Origin of the sequence: Nostoc sp. (genome assembly GCF_036917315.1) — a bacterium.
In the GTDB taxonomy this organism is placed as follows: domain Bacteria; phylum Cyanobacteriota; class Cyanobacteriia; order Cyanobacteriales; family Nostocaceae; genus Nostoc.
Genome location: NZ_JBALDR010000064.1, coordinates 106,855 through 125,451 on the forward strand (window position 1 = coordinate 106,855; position 18,597 = coordinate 125,451).

General features: G+C 43.6%; 18 protein-coding genes and 3 pseudogenes. 5 read left to right on the top strand and 16 right to left on the bottom strand.

What is annotated here, in order from left to right; genetic code table 11:
- Nucleotides 1-7 precede the first annotated feature (7 nt).
- Nucleotides 8-562 (bottom strand): annotated as a pseudogene (locus V7K84_RS29700) (nitrogenase component 1); the annotation flags it as partial.
- 377 nt (nt 563-939) lie between these two features.
- Here V7K84_RS29700 and V7K84_RS29705 point away from each other — a divergent pair.
- Complete coding sequence (locus V7K84_RS29705; protein WP_334843513.1) at nt 940-1,161, top strand: hypothetical protein; 222 nt, start codon at nt 940-942, stop codon at nt 1,159-1,161.
- A gap of 652 nt (nt 1,162-1,813) precedes the next feature.
- Here the strand turns inward: V7K84_RS29705 and V7K84_RS29710 are convergent.
- The 5 genes from V7K84_RS29710 to V7K84_RS29730 form a co-directional block, all read right to left on the bottom strand.
- Entirely contained in the window at nt 1,814-2,035 is a 222-nt protein-coding gene (locus tag V7K84_RS29710) for a hypothetical protein (RefSeq protein ID WP_334843515.1), read from the bottom strand.
- Between the two features lie 78 nt (nt 2,036-2,113).
- Nucleotides 2,114-2,251: a hypothetical protein gene (locus V7K84_RS29715; protein WP_334843517.1), complete on the bottom strand. Its 138-nt coding sequence runs from the start codon at nt 2,249-2,251 to the stop codon at nt 2,114-2,116.
- Nucleotides 2,252-2,898: 647 nt separating this feature from the next.
- Nucleotides 2,899-3,627 carry a KilA-N domain-containing protein gene (locus V7K84_RS29720; protein ID WP_334843519.1) on the bottom strand — a complete coding sequence of 243 codons (729 nt, stop codon included), beginning with the start codon at nt 3,625-3,627 and terminating at the stop codon, nt 2,899-2,901.
- Nucleotides 3,628-3,729: 102 nt separating this feature from the next.
- The gene (locus tag V7K84_RS29725) at nt 3,730-4,164 is read right to left on the bottom strand and encodes a KilA-N domain-containing protein (RefSeq protein WP_334843520.1); all 435 of its coding nucleotides are present in this window, start codon (nt 4,162-4,164) and stop codon (nt 3,730-3,732) included.
- A 99-nt stretch (nt 4,165-4,263) separates the two neighbouring features.
- Nucleotides 4,264-4,539 (bottom strand): hypothetical protein, encoded by a 276-nt coding sequence (locus tag V7K84_RS29730; protein WP_334843521.1) that lies wholly within the window; start codon nt 4,537-4,539, stop codon nt 4,264-4,266.
- A gap of 407 nt (nt 4,540-4,946) precedes the next feature.
- Here V7K84_RS29730 and V7K84_RS29735 point away from each other — a divergent pair, with 407 nt between their 5' ends.
- Both V7K84_RS29735 and V7K84_RS29740 read left to right on the top strand, forming a co-directional pair.
- Entirely contained in the window at nt 4,947-5,597 is a 651-nt protein-coding gene (locus tag V7K84_RS29735) for a hypothetical protein (protein ID WP_334843523.1), read from the top strand.
- Between the two features lie 74 nt (nt 5,598-5,671).
- Nucleotides 5,672-5,998 (top strand): hypothetical protein, encoded by a 327-nt coding sequence (locus tag V7K84_RS29740; protein ID WP_334843525.1) that lies wholly within the window; start codon nt 5,672-5,674, stop codon nt 5,996-5,998.
- A 402-nt stretch (nt 5,999-6,400) separates the two neighbouring features.
- On the opposite strand, the gene V7K84_RS29745 is transcribed toward V7K84_RS29740, so the two are convergent.
- The 8 genes and pseudogenes from V7K84_RS29745 to nifB form a co-directional block, all read right to left on the bottom strand.
- Nucleotides 6,401-7,810, bottom strand: coding sequence for a site-specific integrase (locus V7K84_RS29745; protein ID WP_334843526.1), 1,410 nt, complete (start codon nt 7,808-7,810; stop codon nt 6,401-6,403).
- A 98-nt stretch (nt 7,811-7,908) separates the two neighbouring features.
- Nucleotides 7,909-8,823: pseudogene (locus tag V7K84_RS29750) on the bottom strand (nitrogenase component 1); the annotation flags it as partial.
- A 150-nt stretch (nt 8,824-8,973) separates the two neighbouring features.
- The gene (gene nifH / locus V7K84_RS29755; RefSeq protein WP_190730906.1) at nt 8,974-9,867 is read right to left on the bottom strand and encodes a nitrogenase iron protein; all 894 of its coding nucleotides are present in this window, start codon (nt 9,865-9,867) and stop codon (nt 8,974-8,976) included.
- Between the two features lie 349 nt (nt 9,868-10,216).
- A complete protein-coding gene (locus V7K84_RS29760) occupies nt 10,217-10,573 on the bottom strand; it encodes a globin domain-containing protein (RefSeq protein ID WP_094327393.1) in 357 nt (118 codons plus the stop codon).
- A 222-nt stretch (nt 10,574-10,795) separates the two neighbouring features.
- On the bottom strand, nt 10,796-11,695 hold the full coding sequence (gene nifU / locus V7K84_RS29765) for a Fe-S cluster assembly protein NifU (protein WP_069073113.1): 900 nt from the start codon (nt 11,693-11,695) through the stop codon (nt 10,796-10,798).
- Between the two features lie 148 nt (nt 11,696-11,843).
- A complete protein-coding gene (nifS, locus tag V7K84_RS29770; RefSeq protein WP_334843528.1) occupies nt 11,844-13,049 on the bottom strand; it encodes a cysteine desulfurase NifS in 1,206 nt (401 codons plus the stop codon).
- Nucleotides 13,050-13,083: 34 nt separating this feature from the next.
- Complete coding sequence (locus tag V7K84_RS29775; protein WP_334843529.1) at nt 13,084-13,440, bottom strand: 4Fe-4S binding protein; 357 nt, start codon at nt 13,438-13,440, stop codon at nt 13,084-13,086.
- Between the two features lie 118 nt (nt 13,441-13,558).
- Nucleotides 13,559-15,010 carry a nitrogenase cofactor biosynthesis protein NifB gene (gene nifB, locus V7K84_RS29780; RefSeq protein ID WP_334843531.1) on the bottom strand — a complete coding sequence of 484 codons (1,452 nt, stop codon included), beginning with the start codon at nt 15,008-15,010 and terminating at the stop codon, nt 13,559-13,561.
- Between the two features lie 1,139 nt (nt 15,011-16,149).
- On the opposite strand from nifB, the pseudogene V7K84_RS29785 reads away from it, so the two are divergent.
- A pseudogene (locus V7K84_RS29785) lies at nt 16,150-16,732 on the top strand (Uma2 family endonuclease).
- 22 nt (nt 16,733-16,754) lie between these two features.
- Here V7K84_RS29785 and V7K84_RS29790 read toward each other — a convergent pair.
- Nucleotides 16,755-17,096: a XisI protein gene (locus tag V7K84_RS29790; protein ID WP_334843532.1), complete on the bottom strand. Its 342-nt coding sequence runs from the start codon at nt 17,094-17,096 to the stop codon at nt 16,755-16,757.
- Nucleotides 17,078-17,500 carry a XisH family protein gene (locus V7K84_RS29795; protein WP_334843534.1) on the bottom strand — a complete coding sequence of 141 codons (423 nt, stop codon included), beginning with the start codon at nt 17,498-17,500 and terminating at the stop codon, nt 17,078-17,080. Before V7K84_RS29795 ends, V7K84_RS29790 begins: the two co-directional genes overlap by 19 nt.
- 114 nt (nt 17,501-17,614) lie before the next feature.
- Here V7K84_RS29795 and V7K84_RS29800 point away from each other — a divergent pair, with 114 nt between their 5' ends.
- Entirely contained in the window at nt 17,615-18,580 is a 966-nt protein-coding gene (locus tag V7K84_RS29800) for an NAD(P)-dependent alcohol dehydrogenase (RefSeq protein ID WP_334843536.1), read from the top strand.
- The last annotated feature ends 17 nt before the right edge of the window (nt 18,581-18,597 follow it).

Consider the following 18,597-nt stretch of genomic DNA (forward strand, 5'->3'; position numbering starts at 1 on the left):
CTTGCATTTAGGCTAGAAATAGGCTCTTTTTTCTCTCGCCGCTAAAAAACCTTACATTATATGATGTTGAGGAGCGATCGCTAGGTTCGGAGTAATCCCAAGAGTGCATTTGACGGAAAGGAAGACCCATCTTTTGGAAGACGTACTTCTCTTTCACACCAGAAGCAACTAGGTCAGGCTTCAGCGCTTTGATAAATTCCTCGAATTCGTAAGCGGTAACGTCGTCATAAACGATGGTGCCGTTTTCGATGTAGTGAGTGGTACGTTTGTAATCGTCATTATGAGCGAACTCATAACCTGTACCAATCATCTTCATGCCCAAGTCTAGGAAAGCTGGGACAACGTGGCGAGGACGTAGACCACCAACCATGATGGCAACAGTCTTACCATCCAAACGGGGGCGGTACTTAGCAATTACCGCATCCATTGTGGGCTGATACTTGGCGATAACTTTCTCAGCGTTTGCTTGGATTGTTTCGTCAAATTTAGAAGCGATTTCCCGTAAAGATTCAGCAATCTTGGTGGGGCCGAAGAAGTTGTATTCCAACCAGGGTATACGGTAGATTAAAGCCTACAACGCTTATATATCAATAATTCTGCAAGTCTGCGTTTCGTGTGGCTTGTTTTTGTCTTAAAGCTTGCGATTTAAACATCCAAAACTCTAGTGAAATGGTAATTTGATTTGCAAATTGTGGCTTAAGGGGTGTGAAGTTTTAGCTGTATACCCAACAGAATTAGGAATCGAACCTTAACCCTCGACTGGAGATGCAAGAGTGGTGCATAAGTCAAAATTTGCAGCCGGATAACATATGTTGTCCAGCAAATTTTCGTCAAAATTCGCTGGCGGATAACATATATGTTGTCCGGCAAATTTTTGCAACAACTTGCAGGTACTCTGTCAAACTTTATACACTAGGCTAAAACGCGAGTGTATTTGGCATGGAAGTACTGGGAAGGCAGATTAGCGAAAATGGAGTGCTGCATCTAATGGACGGCGAAAAAGCTGACCAGGAAACTTGGTTGACTCTGTGCGGTCGCCAAAATCGCACAACTAACGCTCTACCGTTGCAAAAATTTGATGGTGGCAAGAACTGCTGTACAGTCTGCGTGAGGATGCAACGCGGTAATGCCCTGCTGCACTCTCGACTAAACGCGGCTTAACCAGGAATCGTTTTAAGTCAAAATCTTATGGAACCTTATAGGGTTCCTGTGGAAAAAATTAGTTGAAATTCAGTCGGCTACTGCTTAACGCTAAACACTTCAAAAACACGGGAAACCTTAAGGTTCGCGCAAAAATAAACCACGCAGAAACGTTGATATTGGGAAGAATTAAACCAGTCACAAGTATACTTGCCGAAAAAGAATTAGCTTGTTTTAGCGTGGTTTAAAATCCTTAGACGTTTCTGGCGAAACCTAATAGGTTTTTATCTTTATTCTTTACCAGAGTTTTTTCTGGGTAACGAGCAGTGGGCTTGGTTTCTTTGGGGTTAATGTCGAAGAAAGTAACTTCGTTGCTGGCACTGCAATTTTAGGAAGAATTAAACCAGTCACAAGTTAACTTGCCGAAAAAGGATTAGCTTGTTTTAGCGTGGTTTACTTTTCGGAGATATATTATATTTCCTTAGATTTTCGCGTGGTTTAGTTTTCGGAAACATTAGATGTTTCCCTTAGTTTTTAGCGTGGTTTGAAATTGTCGCTGTTTTTAGTGACTGACCGCTGACACTCCCTATCGGCCCTTAACCCTTAATCGGTTTGTCGTTCAATGAAATTCGCTTTACTTACGCTAAGGAAGCCTTAAGGGTTCCGGTTTTAGTTACACGAATGTAAAGCGTATTGCGTTAGGGGCGATCGCACCATCGCAGCTTGAACCGTTGAACCGACCCTTTGAACCGTTGAACCAACCAACTAGCGAGGAGCGTAGCGATTTCGGCAACGGTTCAGAACCACGGTTCAGAACTTTGAACTGAATCAAACCGACAGGAGACAGCCAAGAAAACGATTCTGAACCACGGTTCAGTTCAAAGACCTGAACCAAAAGCGAATCGCCGCAACGCGAACACAGAACACTGTATCGCTCCTTGTAGCGTTTCCCTCGGCACTAAAGAATTAAGCCTCAATCGGGAACAGCACGATCGCATTGCGGATAATTTACGGCAACCTTCAGCGATCGCTGTTTTTGTACGCAATCGGCGGCGGCTGGTCTTGCATCTGCACGCGGGGATGCTGTGTCCTGTTGATTGTGTTTGCACAAAATTTTTTCAGAAAAGTTTGGAAAATAGGTGGATCAAGGTGGATCACGTGGATCAAGTCAGTCTGAGCAAGGCTTTGAGTATGATCCACTTACAAAATCGGACGTGGATCAAGGTGGATCATAGTGGATCACTGACAGAAAATTGTAACTCTCTACACCTATCAATCTTTGGCTTACTCATGTTAGCAACAGTTAAATGTGATTTTTTAAAACTGACATGGGTCTGGGCAAGCCAGATGATCAGAATTTGACTGTGTAATTTTGATGGGGTCAACTTTTTCGCCAACTGAGAAATTTGACTGTGTGATTTTCAATGGGTCAACTTTCTTGCCAACTGCATTACTGTTAAAAAGACTGTAATTATATACACCTACTAATTTTTAGTTTGTTCGTGTTAGCAACATGTAAACGTGCTGCTTTAGACTGATAATGGTCTGGGTGATCCACCTTGATCCACCTTGATCCACCTCTGATTTTGTACGTGGATCACACTCAAAGCCTTACTCAGACTGGCTTTATCCACGTGATCCACCTTGATCCACCTATTTTCCAAACTTTTCTGAAAAAATTTTGTGCAAACACAGTCAACTTTCTCGTTAAAGAATACCCCTCAGTCATGAACAGGGGGGCATCCTAAAAACCAAACCTCAACTTAATCCTGGTTGTCTCGGACACTCTTGTGTTGGTACAAAATTTCTTGTATCGATAAACCTCCGAAACGTCCGTTCAAATCTCTGCTGATTCGCAGCATCCATTAAAGGATAGGTATTGACTACAGCTAGAATCGTAACAATTTGTTTTGCATCCTCACGTTCGACCTTGACATCAAGCTCTAGTTCAAGCTTGATTTTGAGAGACTGTAACCCTAAAGAACTCCCATTTAATTGAATTTCTTCAGTAAGACTGTTGTAGCGTAACTTATCTCCCCAAGCATCTCTGATCATGTAAAAGGCTCTCATTAACTTAGAGTTAAGAAACTTATAACGCTCCTGAACTGCCTTGTTAATGATGTCCAGCCCCTCGGTCGTTTCCTGCCTTGAGGCAATGTCAGCAGCAAGCATTGGGTCAGTAGTGACGTACCCGATAAAAATCTCCGCTACATAGTTGGCAAAGTCTGGATCAAGGTAGCTGGCTAGGTGAACTGCCATGATTGGGTGAACCCAAGTCACCCAAGTTTTACCTACGCGCTCAACAATCCAGGGTTCAGCATTTGACTGTATGGTTTTCAACTGCTCTAATCTAGCTTTTGTGTCTGGGAGTCGCTTCCAGTTTCTCAAGTCATACCCAAAATGCTTACACCATTCGGTAGCATTGATGTAATTGTCATCTCGCTGTGAATCTTGCACCAGTTTGCCAAACTGTTCTATTTGTGACATACAAATTTCTCATTGTTCTAAAAATGTTAAACAACTCCGACTCAGACAGGGGTTGTTTTTTTTCGGTCTACAGACACAAGTGTAAATTCATTTTTTAGATACTTAGGGACTAATCTCTACACAGTCAGCTTCAGCACTTGGCCATTGCTTCTGAACTGCCTTGTTGATGACATCCAGTCCTTGTACTGTGTTTTGGCGTGAGGCAATATTAGCGGCGAGGGTTGGGTCAGCCACGGCGTACCTGATAAAAATCTCGGCGACATGGTTGGCAAAGCCTGGATCAAGGTAGCTGGCTAGGTGAACTGCCATGATTGGATGAACCCAAGTCACCCAAGTTTTACCTACGCGCTCAACAATCCAAGGCTCAGTATTTGACTCTGCAATTTTCAAATGCTTTGATCTAGCTTTTGTTTCTGGCAATTGCTTCCAGCTATCAAGTCGATACCCAAAACGCTTACACCATTCGGTTGCATTGATATAGCCGTCATCTCGCCGTGCGTCTTGTACCAATTTGCCAAACTGCTTTATTTGTGACATATAATTCTCGTTATTTTTTAAGATGTTAAACAACCCCCGCTTAGACAGGGGTTGCTGAAAATGTTAAACAAGTCCGGCTTTTGGAAAAATAAGCATTCGCTAACCCTTTGAGATAGTGCTAATCAACTTGTGCATAGCTTTTAAAGTTAGTTCCAACTCGTCCCGGTGCGGTTCTGAAAGCTTTAGGTAGCAATCGGTAAGCAGCGCAATAGAGTCTGCTGACCCAATGCGTTCAAGTTCTAAAAGCTGCTGGTAATACTGAATAACGTTCCATTCATCCAGGGCGCGTGTCATCATCGCAGCCAGAGAATCATTACCTTCATCCGCAGTAAAAACAGGTACAGTACCATTGCTGTCGGTCTGCGCTTGTTGCATAATTTGTATTGCCTCTTAATCGTGGTTCTTCAAACTGAACGATTGGGGAAGTCGTGCCGGTGGGGGAGAGGTAACAGACTCTCTTGCCGGGGCGCATTCAAGCGCTGACTTCATTTGTCGTATCTGAAATCATCGAAGCAGATTTCGCAACGAATTGCGATCGCACTTCTTTAGCCGAGATGATCATTTATCCATCTGCTGTGGGTAGGAGAATTAAGGAGCGATGCGACGCAACGAACTTACTCGCTCAACCTTATTGTCTTACGCTTGATTTAGTCATCTTGGATATATCGTAAGACGATGTTATACGAAAGTCAATAGATTACTTACATATTGTCTAACACTGTCTTGTAAAGAATGAACGCTACTGTTAGACTGCTGTTAGACATTAGTAAGACAATAAAGTTATGTCTGTATCGTTAACTTTTCGTTGCCCGGATGATCTGGCAGCAGTTATTACCTCTCAAGTTGAGGCAACAGGGCAAGACAGAACATCTGTAGTTGTAGAGATGCTGCGCTCTAGCTTGCCGTCATTGCCACTTGCAGATAGAAATAAGCTTCCAGCTATTTCTGCAATCTATCTCGTTTGGTCGTCTAACAGACTGTTATACATTGGTAAGACGGTCAACCTGAAAAGCCGATTTCTCCAACATCATAGAATTCTCCAATTCGTTGAAGCTGGAACAGATACGCGCATAGGTTGGTTTCCCGTTGCAGTGGATGGATTGACTTACGTAGAAGACAGCTTGATAGAACTGCTAGAGCCTGAATTTAATGGGGAAGCAGTAATTGGTAGCAAACTTGCAACTTTTCGCATTGAGCCAGAAAAATGGGAAGCTTTTAAATCTCTAGTTACCAACCAAGGAACAAGTGCTTCAGCTGTTCTCGACGAATTTATCGATAAATGTTTAGCAGAAAGAAGAATAGCTAGCGATGTGTCTACCCCGGTAGGTGATAATTCAAATTTAATTAATTTCATAGACAAGCGTATAGAAGAGAGTCTAGTCGAAGTGCGATCGCAACTGGAGGAACTGCGGGGAAAATTGAAAGCCCGGTAGTAGAGGAGAATAGCACTACCGGGCAACCAAGCAATGAAGATTCAACTGTAGCTAACACTGAAGCCGTCAGCCAGTTGCAAGCCGAGGTCAAAAGCCTAGAAACTCGTCTCAAGCATTCCCGCAAGGAGAAGAAGGAGCTAGAACAGCAATTAGCATCAGTTGAGCGAGAAAACAATATCTTGAAGGATGGAACAGTTCTCAACAGGAGATTAGAACAGATCAGGGAACTGGAGAGAGAAAACCAGCAACTCAGGCAACAGCCACAAACAGCAGGTGCATCCCCTGCACTAGATTATGAAGGAACCCGCGATCGCGCTCTTGCCAAGCTGAAAATGGGCAAGCAATCAACGGCAGGAAAGGCGATTGACGCTTTTATCAAGGAACTAAAGCACGGTTTATAGTCAACTTATGCACGATTTAAACTCGGTTTAAACCCGTCTACAGTTCGCCTACACCGCAACAACAGAAGGTGACAAGTACGCTTTATGTGCCACGATCGACGGTGATAAAGGCGGTTATAGTGCCACGATCGACGGTGACAAGTACGGTTACAGTGTGGGTTAAGTGCGTCTACACTCTCTACAGGTGTAGACGAAACTGTAGACGGGTAAAATCCGCTCTGGGTAACGTTTTTAGCAACTGTAGGCAATTTTTTGACTGGCTATTTTTTAATATAAATTACCAAAAAAAATAGGCATTTTATATAATAAATTTCCCAAAAATATAGCAGCGCTAGTTTAACAGTTTCAAAAGCTAAATAAATAGAGATGCACCGCTACCAATAAACTACACTCTGCGTTAAGTTAACTAGACAGCACCTCACTGATTTGATGCCGTGCCAGAGCTTGTCTGAGATATTCCACCTCAGCCCTTAGTTGTGCATTCTCCTGTATCAACATATCCATGTCATCTTTTTTATCTACTGCCTGCTTAATTACCTTCCTCCGGTTCTCCAAGCTGAACCACTTCTGATAAATCTCAGTGTGAATCTCTACAGAATGCCCCAAATTGTCAGCAGCAGCTTTAATTGGAATGCCCATCATGTGCGCTCGAATTGCCCAAGCGTGGCGTAAGTCATAGGGGGTAAACGGAATATTGACGCGCCTAAACCAGGATGAACAATTAACCCGAATAGTGTTGATATCTGTAAAACTAGTTCTGTCATCAGTTTGAGCTTTTAACAGTTTCAAAGGCTCTACATTTTTTAAATCAAACAAGTAAACCCATTCAGGATGTAGCGGTAAAGCTTCCCTGTAACCAGTCTTAGTATCTGGGTGAACCTTCCATGTATTATCTTTATTTTCAGGACTCAACCACCAATCAATTTCAGGATTTACAAACAGTTCTCTTGGGCGTAGTCCATAGGTAGCAAGCATTCCATACACCCATTCCCACATCTTCCAACTGTCTAAACAATTCTTTTTAATTGTTAGGCTTCTAGTCAAAGAGTACTGATGAAAAGATTCATAACATCTGATGATACTCTCATCACTGGGAATATCCCTAGCCTGACTTTTGGGTTGTGTAGCTTTAAAATGTTCGAGAGTTAAGCTAGTTAAATTAAGAGTTGATTTTAAAACTTTCAACGATTTAACTGCACTGTATTTGGCGGAATCACCCGTCAATCCCGCAATTTTTTTATCAATCTCCGATTGAGTCAATAAAGTATCTAGCCCAATCAATCGCCGTAAATACTCCTTGTAATAGAAAAAGGTGTGTTTACTCTTTTCTGTTAATTTGCGTGTTTTGAAATACTCAGTTTCAAACTCTTCTAAAACATCACCAAGGGTTTGGGATCTGTTGCTGACCTTGGCGATTTTACCCAGATATTTGTCAGTCCATTCAAATTGTTTGCGGGCGAGTAGCTTGCCTAGCTCGTTTGCCTCTTCCTCAGCTGTTCTCAAACCGTCCAAGCTTGCAGGGATATTTAGCGAAATCTTGTACTGCTTAAAACCAGTTCCTTTCGTGTCGCGATCGCCTGGCTTGATTGGTAGAGATGCTTGCAATTGAATAGTGTCCCGTGCCACGACCAAACCCACTTTCACCTTAGCGGCTTTTAAACGGGCCCTAGTGTCTGTCAAACCTTTCTCAAACTTGCGTTCCAGATGCTGCCGAGTAGCCTTCATGTGTTTCTGCGTTCCTAGATAGCTGCCATCGGTAGATGCTGGCGGAATGAAATCCTCAAAAACGTCGTCCTGCGCCTTGCTTTTCATTGTGTCTTAAATGTGTCTTAAAATTTAGTCCATTTAGAACAATGTTTAAATTGAGCAAAGTTAGACGTGGACTAAATCCTGGTATCACAAGATATTAAATCATACTTTGTACAGGGTATACCATAAGCTTCTTCCATGTGACGGCTGATGTAGTTCATCGACCGGTAACAGTGGATGAGGTTCATCTTCACATTGGGGGTCATCAACATTTCGTTGATGGTGCCATCACCTGACCACTGAGCGACTACGCGCAAGCCGATTTCTTCTAACAGGATGCGGCTAGCCCAAGCATCTCCACCGATGTTGTAGTCACCAATGATGGCTACATCATAAGGAGTACCTTCAAACTTGAGTGTACCGTCTTTCTTAGCTTGGTCGGATCTGGTGAAAACCCAGTCACGAACCATGTCGTTAGCAATGTGGTGTCCCAAAGATTGGGAAACACCCCGGAAGCCTTCGCAACGCACAGGTACAACTGGCTTGCCAATTTCTTTCGATGTCTTCCGAGCAACTGCTTCGATGTCATCCCCAATTAGACCGATGGGACATTCTGATTGAATGGAAACACCACGGTTGAGTGGGAAAAGTACATCAAGTTCTTGGATGAGCTTGGTAAGTTTCTTGTCACCACCAAAAACGATATCTCGTTCTTGGAAGTCAGAGGTGAAGTGCATGGTACCAAAGGTGTCAATACCTGTGGTGCCGATGTAGTAGTTACGACGACCAGACCAAGACCAGTAACCGCAACCTACAGGCCCGTGGCTGATGTGGATCATGTCCTTAATAGGGCCCCAAACCACACCTTTAGAACCGGCGTAAGCACAACCACGAGCGGTCATTACCCCAGGAAGGGATTTGATGTTAGACTTAACGCCGCAATCGGCCTTACCTTCTTCGTATACGCCTAAGTGCTTTTCCCGTTTTTTCTTAGCTTTATCGGGGTAAGCGTTTAGAACTTCTTTAATTAGTTCTTTTCTTTCTTCGATGATGTTTTGATTTTCTGGAGGTGTCATATTTAGCCTCTGTGACTTGTAAGGATCGGGGCATAGGGGGACTAGGAGTCCCCTCTAAGGTTAGGGGGGAGATGCAAGTGAGAGGGGAAAAGGTAAGATATGGAACTCTTCCTTTTTCCTTGTGCTAAAGCGTTATTTATTAGCAGCGAATTATACTACAGGAGCTTCAGCAGCACTCTTACCAACCAACATTGCGGTATTTTCGTCGCTTTCGAGGATACCGAATTCAATCAACAATTCTTCTAGTTCTTCCATTTCGATGGGTGTAGGAATAGCTAGATTCTTGTTGTCGATAATTTTTTGAGCCAATGTCCGGTATTCGTTAGCTTGGTTGCTTTCTGGTGCGTACTCGTTAACTGTCATCCGGCGCAATTCTGCGTGTTGAACGATGTTGTCACGGGGTACGAAGTGAATCATTTGGGTGTTCAACCGTTTTGCCAAGGTTTCGATTAGTTCGATTTCCCGGTCAGTGTTACGGCTATTACAAATCAAACCACCCAAACGCACGCCACCTGTGTGTGCATACTTAAGAACACCACGAGCGATGTTGTTAGCAGCATACATCGCCATCATTTCACCTGATGTTACGATGTAGATTTCTTGTGCCTTGCCTTCACGGATAGGCATTGCGAAACCACCGCACACAACGTCACCTAATACGTCGTAAGATACGAAGTCTAGGTTTTGGTAAGCACCATTTTCTTCTAAGAAGTTGATGGCGGTGATGATACCACGACCGGCGCAACCTACACCGGGTTCTGGCCCACCAGATTCTACGCAACGAACGTCACGGAAACCGGTTAACATTACTTCTTCGAGTTCGATATCTTCTACTGCACCACGTTCTGCGGCGAGGTGAAGAACGGTTGTTTGAGCCTTGCTGTGCAGCATCAAACGGGTGGAGTCAGCTTTAGGGTCGCAACCGACGATGAGGATGCGTTGACCCATTTCTGCCATAGCTGCTAAGGTGTTTTGGGAGGTGGTAGATTTACCGATACCGCCCTTACCGTAGAAAGCTATCTGTCTAATGTTTTCGTCTGTCATTGTTCGTGTTTCCCTGCAATTGGTTGGTTGGTGGGTCTGTGCGTTTGTCAGTTGCGTTCACGCCAGTTGAGCGACAGTAGTGAGCGCGTGTAGAGCATCGTTGATAGCGTTGGCATAAATGCCTGCTGGGGGCGATCGCTCCACAGCCAAAATTATTGACAGTAAGTTCATCGATCTTCCTCGTTAAAATTTTTTTCTTTTGATTTTTTGTCCTTTGTCCTTTGTCATTTGTTTTGACAAAGAACAAAGAAAATTACGCGATTTACAAATACGTCATAATGTGTTTCAGCTTGCAAGATTCAATAGGACTTGATGTTGTTATTTGTCAACAATCAATACATAAGTCCTATTACTTGTTCAAAATAGCGCCCTTCATATTTGTGACGCGATCTAGTGCAGCTTTGGTGTCTTCTGCTGACACTCCACGCACAGCCATTGCTTCACCGAGATGCTTGGCGATCGCATCGAAGTGTGGTTGCTGTAGGTTCATTCCAGCGTGGGTTTTGTCCATTGGACGACCGCCGTATTGCTTTGGCCCCTCAAATATTTGACCTAAGAAAGCAACTAGATGATTGCGTTGCTTCGCCATGTCTGTACCAGCAAAAATGGGGCTGAGAAGGCTGTCTGCGGCAATGCGTTTGTGGAGTTCATCTACTACTTGTTCAATAGCTGGTTGTCCACCAATGTTGTCGTACAATGTGCTCATATCCTGTTCCTTTGAAGCGAGTTGGATGATGAAATTTGCAAGTAGGCGCTTAATCTTTTTGCCTATATGCTGTTAGCCGTCATAGCTAATGAAGCTATCGGTTGCTAGTAGGATTGAAGCATTGATGTGGAGACAATTATATGGTTCAAATCCTACTTTCTGTTCCTGGCTGAATGCATATTAGAGCGTATTTGTAGAATACGTTAAGTCCTACAGCAATTCCTAAACTGCTTCGACTACAAGGCTCTTGCTGACACGATCTTGTAATCTGGCTTCGATCGCAATTTTCAGAGTTGCTGTACTACTAGAACAGGAACCGCAAGCACCTTGCAGTACAACTTTAACGCGATCGCCTTCTACATCATAGAGTTCTACATCTCCCCCGTCTGCAATCAGTACGGGTCTGACTTCTTCATCAAGAACCTTTTGAATTAGAGCAATCTTTTGGACGTTTGTTAGCGCTCGTTCCTTAGATGTAACAATTTCTGTGGCAACTTGTACGCCGTAATTGTTGAGAGCAGGTGAGGCGTATTCCTGTTGAACTGATCTAATAATATCATCAATGTTCGCCAGACAGGAACCGCATCCGCCACCAGCTTTTACATAATTTGTTACTTGCTCGGCATCCGTGAGATGATTTTCTAGAATCACGCGACGAATCTTAGACTCGCTGATGCCAAAGCAACTGCAAACTAATGCACCTTCATCATCATCATCGTGGGTAGCGAGAGGAATGCCACGATAATTATAGATAGCGGCTTCTAGCGCTTCTTGTCCCATGACAGAGCAGTGCATCTTTGCTTCTGGCAAACCACCCAGGTAATCTGCAATGTCTTTGTTGGACACTTTCAGAGCTTCATCTAAGGTTAAACCCTTAACCATTTCGGTTAATGCACTAGAAGATGCGATCGCACTAGTACAACCAAAGGTTTGAAAGCGAGCATCTAGAATCTTATCAGATTCTACTTCCACTTTCAGGTGCAATCTTAGAGCATCGCCGCAAGCAATGCTGCCGATTTCACCCGTTGCAACCTTAACTCCAGCTTCGCCCGTTTCTTCAATTTCTCCCTGATTTTTGGGATCGTAAAACAGTTCTAATACTTTATCGGTGTAGTCCCACATAACTTTTGTCCTTTGTCCTTTGTCATTTGTCCTATGTCATTTGTCCTTTGTCATTTGTCCTTTGTCCTTTGTCACTTGTCCTTTGTCACTTGTCACTTTTCCAAAACTAATGACTAATGACCAATGACTAATGACCAATGACCAATGACTAATGACTAATGACTAATGACTGTCCTTGCAACCAACTTGCGTCATCATTTTTGAAGGGTGAGAGGGCGCGTAAACGTTCTACAATGCTGGGCATTACCTCTATTACTCGATCGATTTCGGCTTCTGTGGTGTAGCGACAAAGACTGAAGCGGATAGAACCGTGCAAAGTTGTGTAGGGTAAGCCCATTGCCCGCAGGACGTGGGAGGGTTCCAGAGAACCGGAGGTACAAGCAGAACCGGATGATGCACAGATACCGTATTTGTTCAATAACAATAGAATTGCTTCACCTTCGATGTACTTGAAGCCGATATTTGTGGTGTTTGGCAATCTCTGCGTAACGTCACCGTTAACGACACAATCGGGAATTGTAGCTAGTAAAGTTTGTTCCAGGCGATCGCGCAGCTTTCTTTCTCTGGCGATCGATTCTTCTAAGTGTAGCAGTTCTAGTTCCGCAGCTTTGCCCAAGGCGATAATTGCTGGAACATTCTCAGTTCCCGCCCTACGTCCGCGTTCTTGGTGTCCCCCAAGAATGAAGGGACGGAACCGAACTCCGCGCCGGATATATAAAGCACCAATTCCTTTCGGCCCGTGCAGCTTATGACCAGACAGGGTTAACATATCCACCGTGCTAGTCTTCATATTCAACGGGATTTTTCCCACTGCTTGCACCGCATCTACATGGAAGATAGCGCCAGATTCTTTGACGCGCAACCCAATTTGCTCAATCGGGAAAACCGTGCCGGTTTCGTTATTAGCATACATAATTGTCACCAAGGCGGTGTTACCCGTCAAGGAAGCTTCTAGTTCATCTAGATCGAGCTGCCCTTGATTATTTACTGATAGATAGGTAACACTATAACCCTGGGTTTCTAATTGTTTGCAGACATTGAGTACTGCTGGATGTTCTACTTGAGTAGTGACGATGTGTCGCTTTTCTGGTTGCGCCAACAGTGCGGCTCGAATTGCCGCGTTATCTCCCTCAGTTCCACAACTTGTGTAGACAATTTCTGACTCATCGGCTCCCAGGATGGCTGCAAGTTGTTCTCTTGCGGTTCTCACTGCTTTACCGACTTGCCCACCAAAGGTATGCATACTGGAGGGATTGCCGTAATAATCTGTGAGGTAAGGTAACATTACCTCTATAACTTCTGGGTCTACCTTAGTGGTAGCATTATTATCAAGATAGATGCAGTTATTTTGCATTGTTGTCTTCAATTAAGAATTACGAATTATTTAATTAAGCTTCAGAACCCACTGATTGGGATTGACGCTTTTGCAACTGCTCAGAGTATTTCTGGGAATAGCTTTGAAACCAACGTTCCCAGTAATCTTGTTTATTTGTTAATTTAGCGACTACACGGTTGTAATTGGTAAACCAGCCTTCCCAGTAATCGCTAGGCTGCTTAATGCAACCGTCGCAGGTGGGACAACCAGCTTTACACTGAGGTACAGTATGAATGCTACCAATACAGTTTGTACAAAGTTCAGGGTCAATCCAGTGCTGTCCGTCAACCACTTTAACTGCATTTGTGGGACATACCGTTAGACAGAGATTGCAGGAAATACACTGGCTAGTAAGAATTTTGTAAGCCATGATTTATTCTCCTTTTTTGGGAATGGGGCAGTGGGCATTGGGCATTGAGGATTGGGTTTAGGGGAGGGCATTAGGGATATACTTCTTATCCCATGCCCCATGCCCTATGCCCCATGCCCTATTCGTTATTCCCTAATTCTTTAACGTATTGCTCGTAGAACTCCAAAGCAACCTTTTCGATTACGTCGTAAGCTTCAACAGTCTTGATTCCAGCTTCTTGCAATTTTTCTTGAGGACAGTTACCAATCTTAGAGACTAAAACTGCTTTGCAATCTGCGATCGCTTTCATAATATGCTCAAAGGAAGCTTCTTCGCCGTATCCACCTTGGCAGTATTGGTCAATTTTGCGATGGCTGACAAAGCGAACTTCATCCCCACCCACTTCGTAAATTTGGAATTCTTTCGCATGACCGAAGTGTTGGTTAACCAATCCGCCGCCTTTGGTTGCTACTGCAACTAGGACTTTCGGACTGTTGGCAAATTTCTTGCCGGCAAGCGCCTTATCTTTGGCTACTTTCAGTTCTTCTTTAAACTTCTCAATCCCGTCATGAACTTCTTGACGTTTCTCCATGTCATAGTCTGGAGTCATTTCCAAGAATTTCTCTTTGGAAAATTCTTGGCTGCGGTCTTCTCCCAACAATCCAACTGCATCGGCACGACACTGGCGACAGTGGCGCATCATTTTCATGTTACCGGAGCAATTATCTTGAACTTCTTTGAGTTCTTTGGGTGTGGGGCCGCGTTGACCGATTAAACCAAAGTGTGTGCCATGTTCTGGTGCAGAAATCAATGGCATGATGTTGTGCAAGAATGCACCTTTCTCACGAATGACTCGATTCACTTCAACTAAGTGATGGTCATTAATTCCGGGAATCATCACTGAGTTAACTTTGCACAAGATGTCAGCATCTTTCAGGGCTTGCAATCCTTCCATCTGTCTTTCGTGGAGGATTTTCGCACCTTCAAGACCTCTATAACGCTTGCGTCTGTAGTGAACCCAAGGATAAATCTGAGCACCGATCTCTGGATCTACCATGTTAATGGTGATCGTAACGTGATCTATATTTAATTGTTTAATGCGATCGATGTAGTCAGGCAGCATTAAACCATTGGTTGATAAACACAGCTTGATGTCTGGTGCTTGTTCTGCAATCAACTCAAATGTGCGGAAAGTCTTATCTGGGTTCGCCAGAGGGTCGCCAGGGCCGGCAATTCCCACAACTGTCATTTGGGGAATCTTGCCGCCAATGACCAAAGCTTTGTGTGCTGCTTGTTCTGGTGTTAGCAATTCGCTAACTACTCCAGGACGGCTTTCGTTAGCGCAGTCATATTTGCGGTTGCAATAGTTGCATTGGATGTTGCAAGCTGGTGCAACTGCAACGTGCATCCGGGCGTAGTGGTGATGAGCGTCTTCGCTGTAGCAGGGATGTTTCGCAATACGTTCTTCGAGCTTTTCGTCCCTTTCCACGGTGGCGCTACTCGGGCTGTCGCAGCCGCAACCACCTGATTTTGCTTGGGTTGGCGATTCCGTAGCGTTGGAGTTGAGGAGTCGTGTAGACGGTGATGTCATTTAGTTTCGCAAAAGGTCGGTGGACTTGGCTGCCACTGTGGGAGATGCCGTTGCTACTCTTTCATGCCCAGAATTGAAGTCGCGTCTTCCACACTGCCTGCAAACCCTTGGGTGAGGGCGACTTGTTTTCAAGTCAGGCAGGCGATAGATATCTGATGTTCGGCTGGTGTGTGTCAACGTTCGGTTCTTGGGTAGAATTTGTGCTTACAGCCGCGACTTCTCTTCACTTCAGGCATGGTGCTATGTCATCCCTCCACTCACCCTTCGCTTTGTTTTGTTTCAGAGCGTTAGGTGATTGGCGATATAAGATTTATAGCAGCCGTCTCCCAGCCAGATGTTGCGTCTCTCTAGGATAGAATTTATTGGATTTATTACTTTTGTACTCAAATACCAAAAACCCTAATTCTTCAAGCATTACAAGAATTAAAAAAGTTTTTTTCAGGTAGGGGTTCTAGTCTTTTTTGGTTGGGGTTCTAGTGTTTATAGATGGGGGTTCAGGATTTCTTTGTACTCAGCCACAACCCAATCCCAGCAAAGAATTTAATCTAATTGCAACTTGGATTTTGGTTATTTAAATGTGTACTCAGATTGCCCTCAATTTGCGTCAGAAGCAATAAATGCCAAGGGTTTGAGGGTGAAAAACTGGAGTAATCTATATTGTTTTACTCCAGAAACGTGCGAAATTCAATTCTGTATCTAACATATCATTTTTTTGAGGGTAAAAATGCACTTCATATTCTTTTAATTTTTCTTTGAGAATGATGTTCAATTATGTCTTTAAGCCTTATCTGGCAAGCCCTATGAGTTAGTGGGAATAGACGTGTTGCTGCACATAATTTTCAAAAAACTTAACTTTTAACCCCTTTTTTTTCATTCCCACAATGAGGAGATGGGTAGGAAACTCTCAGGTTTTGTGTTTGAGAGAAACAACAAACTATAATCTAACATGATTGAGCGATCGCAATGAATTTTCTGAATTGCTCACTACAAACCTTAACAAAAAACCCCATTCCCAACACGGCAAGGGGCAAAATTTAAAATATTTCTTCTTCTTATAGGAGAGAGGTTTTCCAGATACCGCTCTTTGTTGCTGATACTATTTAGCTACAATCAAACCAAGCGTGAAAAAATCTTAAGTTATGATCGCCATTTCCCAACAGCCGCCAAAAATGACCGTTGAGGAATATCTCGAATGGGAACCTCAGCAAGACGTTCGCTACGAATATGCCAATGGCGAAGTGTTTGCAATGACAGGCGGTACAATTCCCCATAATGACATTGCACTTAACTTGTACACTGCCTTACGCCCTCATTTGCGTTCCAGAGGTTGTCGAGTGAATGTGTCAGATGTAAAAATGCAACTCACTGCCCAGAGTCGCTACTATTATCCTGATGTTATTGTCAGTTGCGACCCTGAAGACCTGAATGCCCGCAACTTTATTCAACACCCCAAGTTGATTACCGAAGTTCTTTCCCCAGGTACAAGCGCGAAAGATCGGGGTGAAAAATTTACTTATTATCTGACAATACCCAGTTTGCAAGAGGTCTTATATCTTGATTGACTCGGAACAAATCTCCGTTGAGCGTTATTGTCGCGGTGAGGGTAGGATGTGGCTTTACTATCCCTATATAGCTGGAGATATCATCACTCTATCGAGCATTGAATTTGAATGTCCGATTGAACTACTGTATGAAGGTGTTGTACTTATCACTGAAGAATAAAGAGAATGTTCCGTGTTAACTTTTAAGCAACTGCATAGCCAGTGTAAGGTCTTAACTCCGGTGGACGAAACCCCAGAACAATATGTTCTTTAGGAATTCCAGCCCGTTCTAAATCGGCGGCAATGCCTTCTTCAGTGCCATCCCGTTGAATCCAGATTTTGCCATCAATCAGGTCAATATGAACCAGACAGCCGTGAATGCGGCGATCGCCATCCCAACCTATATCCATCCACAAATAGCGATCGCGGATTCGATCGAACACCACTTCCGATTGAATATTGGCATAAGAATAGGGTAGTGAAGCATATTCACTGAGAATAGTTTCAATCACCTGGCGATAGTGGTCTAACTTGGTATAATCCATTGTTTAATGACCTCCTGTTTTGGATCAAAAGTAATTAGCTTTAAACGATGATTTCTCAGTAACAGTTTGCCGATAGGTTCTTCAAATAAATCATCAAAAACACTGTTAGGGACTGCAAGATATAGCACTCGTTCTGGCTCCAACTCAATTAATATATCGTGATATAAAATATACTGTCCCAAGGCTTTTTCTAAATCATCAACATCCGATCTGCCGCTAAAACTTTTAATCTCAACGGCAATTTTGGATTCTGCTTTTTCCGCCGCCAGCAGTTGTCTAGCACCTAAATCAATATACAAATCTTTTTTACCAAACTTCAGGGTCAGTGGGTCATGAGTAATTATCCATTTATCTTTTATCAAAGCATTTTTAACATTGTTGTGATAGAGGTCTCTAGCTGGCATACAGATGTAGTTTTAGACTGATATTTCTATTCTAGGAAATCGCTACACTAGATTTATCAGGAAAAACAGGCTGTGTGAGTTAATTCAACAAAACAGGGTAGCAGGAGGAATGTGATGAAAGCAGTCGTTATCCGTCGGTATGGCGCGGCTGAGGTATTGCAGTATGAAGACGTGGAACAGCCGAAAATTGAGCCAACGCAGTTACTTGTGAAAGTTCGTGCTAGTAGCGTTAATCCCATTGATTGGAAAATTCGCCAAGGGATGTTGAGTTTGATTACTGGCAACAAATTTCCAAAGATTCTGGGGTTTGATGTGGCGGGAGATGTTGTAGAAGTTGGCTCCGGGGTCACGCGCTTTAAAGTGGGAGATGCTATTTACGGCAGTACTAGCTTTCCTGGAGGAGGTTATGCCGAATTTGCAGCTGTTCCAGAAAATGTGGTGGTTCTCAAACCAACGAACTTATCTTATGAAGAAGCTGCGGCTGTGCCTTTAGCAGCGCTTACGGCTCTGCAAGCACTGCGAGATCAGGGAAATATTCAAACAGGACAAAGTGTCTTGATTAATGGTGCTGCGGGCGGTGTAGGGATTTTTGCGGTGCAAATTGCTAAGGCTTTAGGGGCAGTGGTGACGGGAGTTAGCAGTACCAAAAATTTGGATTTGGTAAAATCTTTGGGAGCAGACCGCGTGATTGATTATACGCAGCAAGATTTTGCCGAAGATACAGCGCAGTATGACATTATCTTTGATGCAGTGGGTAAGCGATCGCTCTCACAAACCAAAAAAGTCCTCAAACCCAATGGAATTTATATCACCACGCTACCCGGCCCTGAAGTCTTGTTAGAGAGCGTCTTAACAGCATTCATTCCCGGTCAAAAAGCGAAATTTCTCTTTGAAAAACCTAACGTTAAAGACTTGCTTTTTCTCAAAGAATTGATTGAAGCGGGTAAAATTCGTGTGGTAATCGATCGCACATATCCTTTACAAGAACTAGCGGCGGCTCATAATTATAGCGAAACTGGGCGTGCAGTGGGGAAAATTGCGATCGCGCAGCCCGTCGTAGACATCGCAGTTTCTAGTTGACTTTCCGAACATCGTCT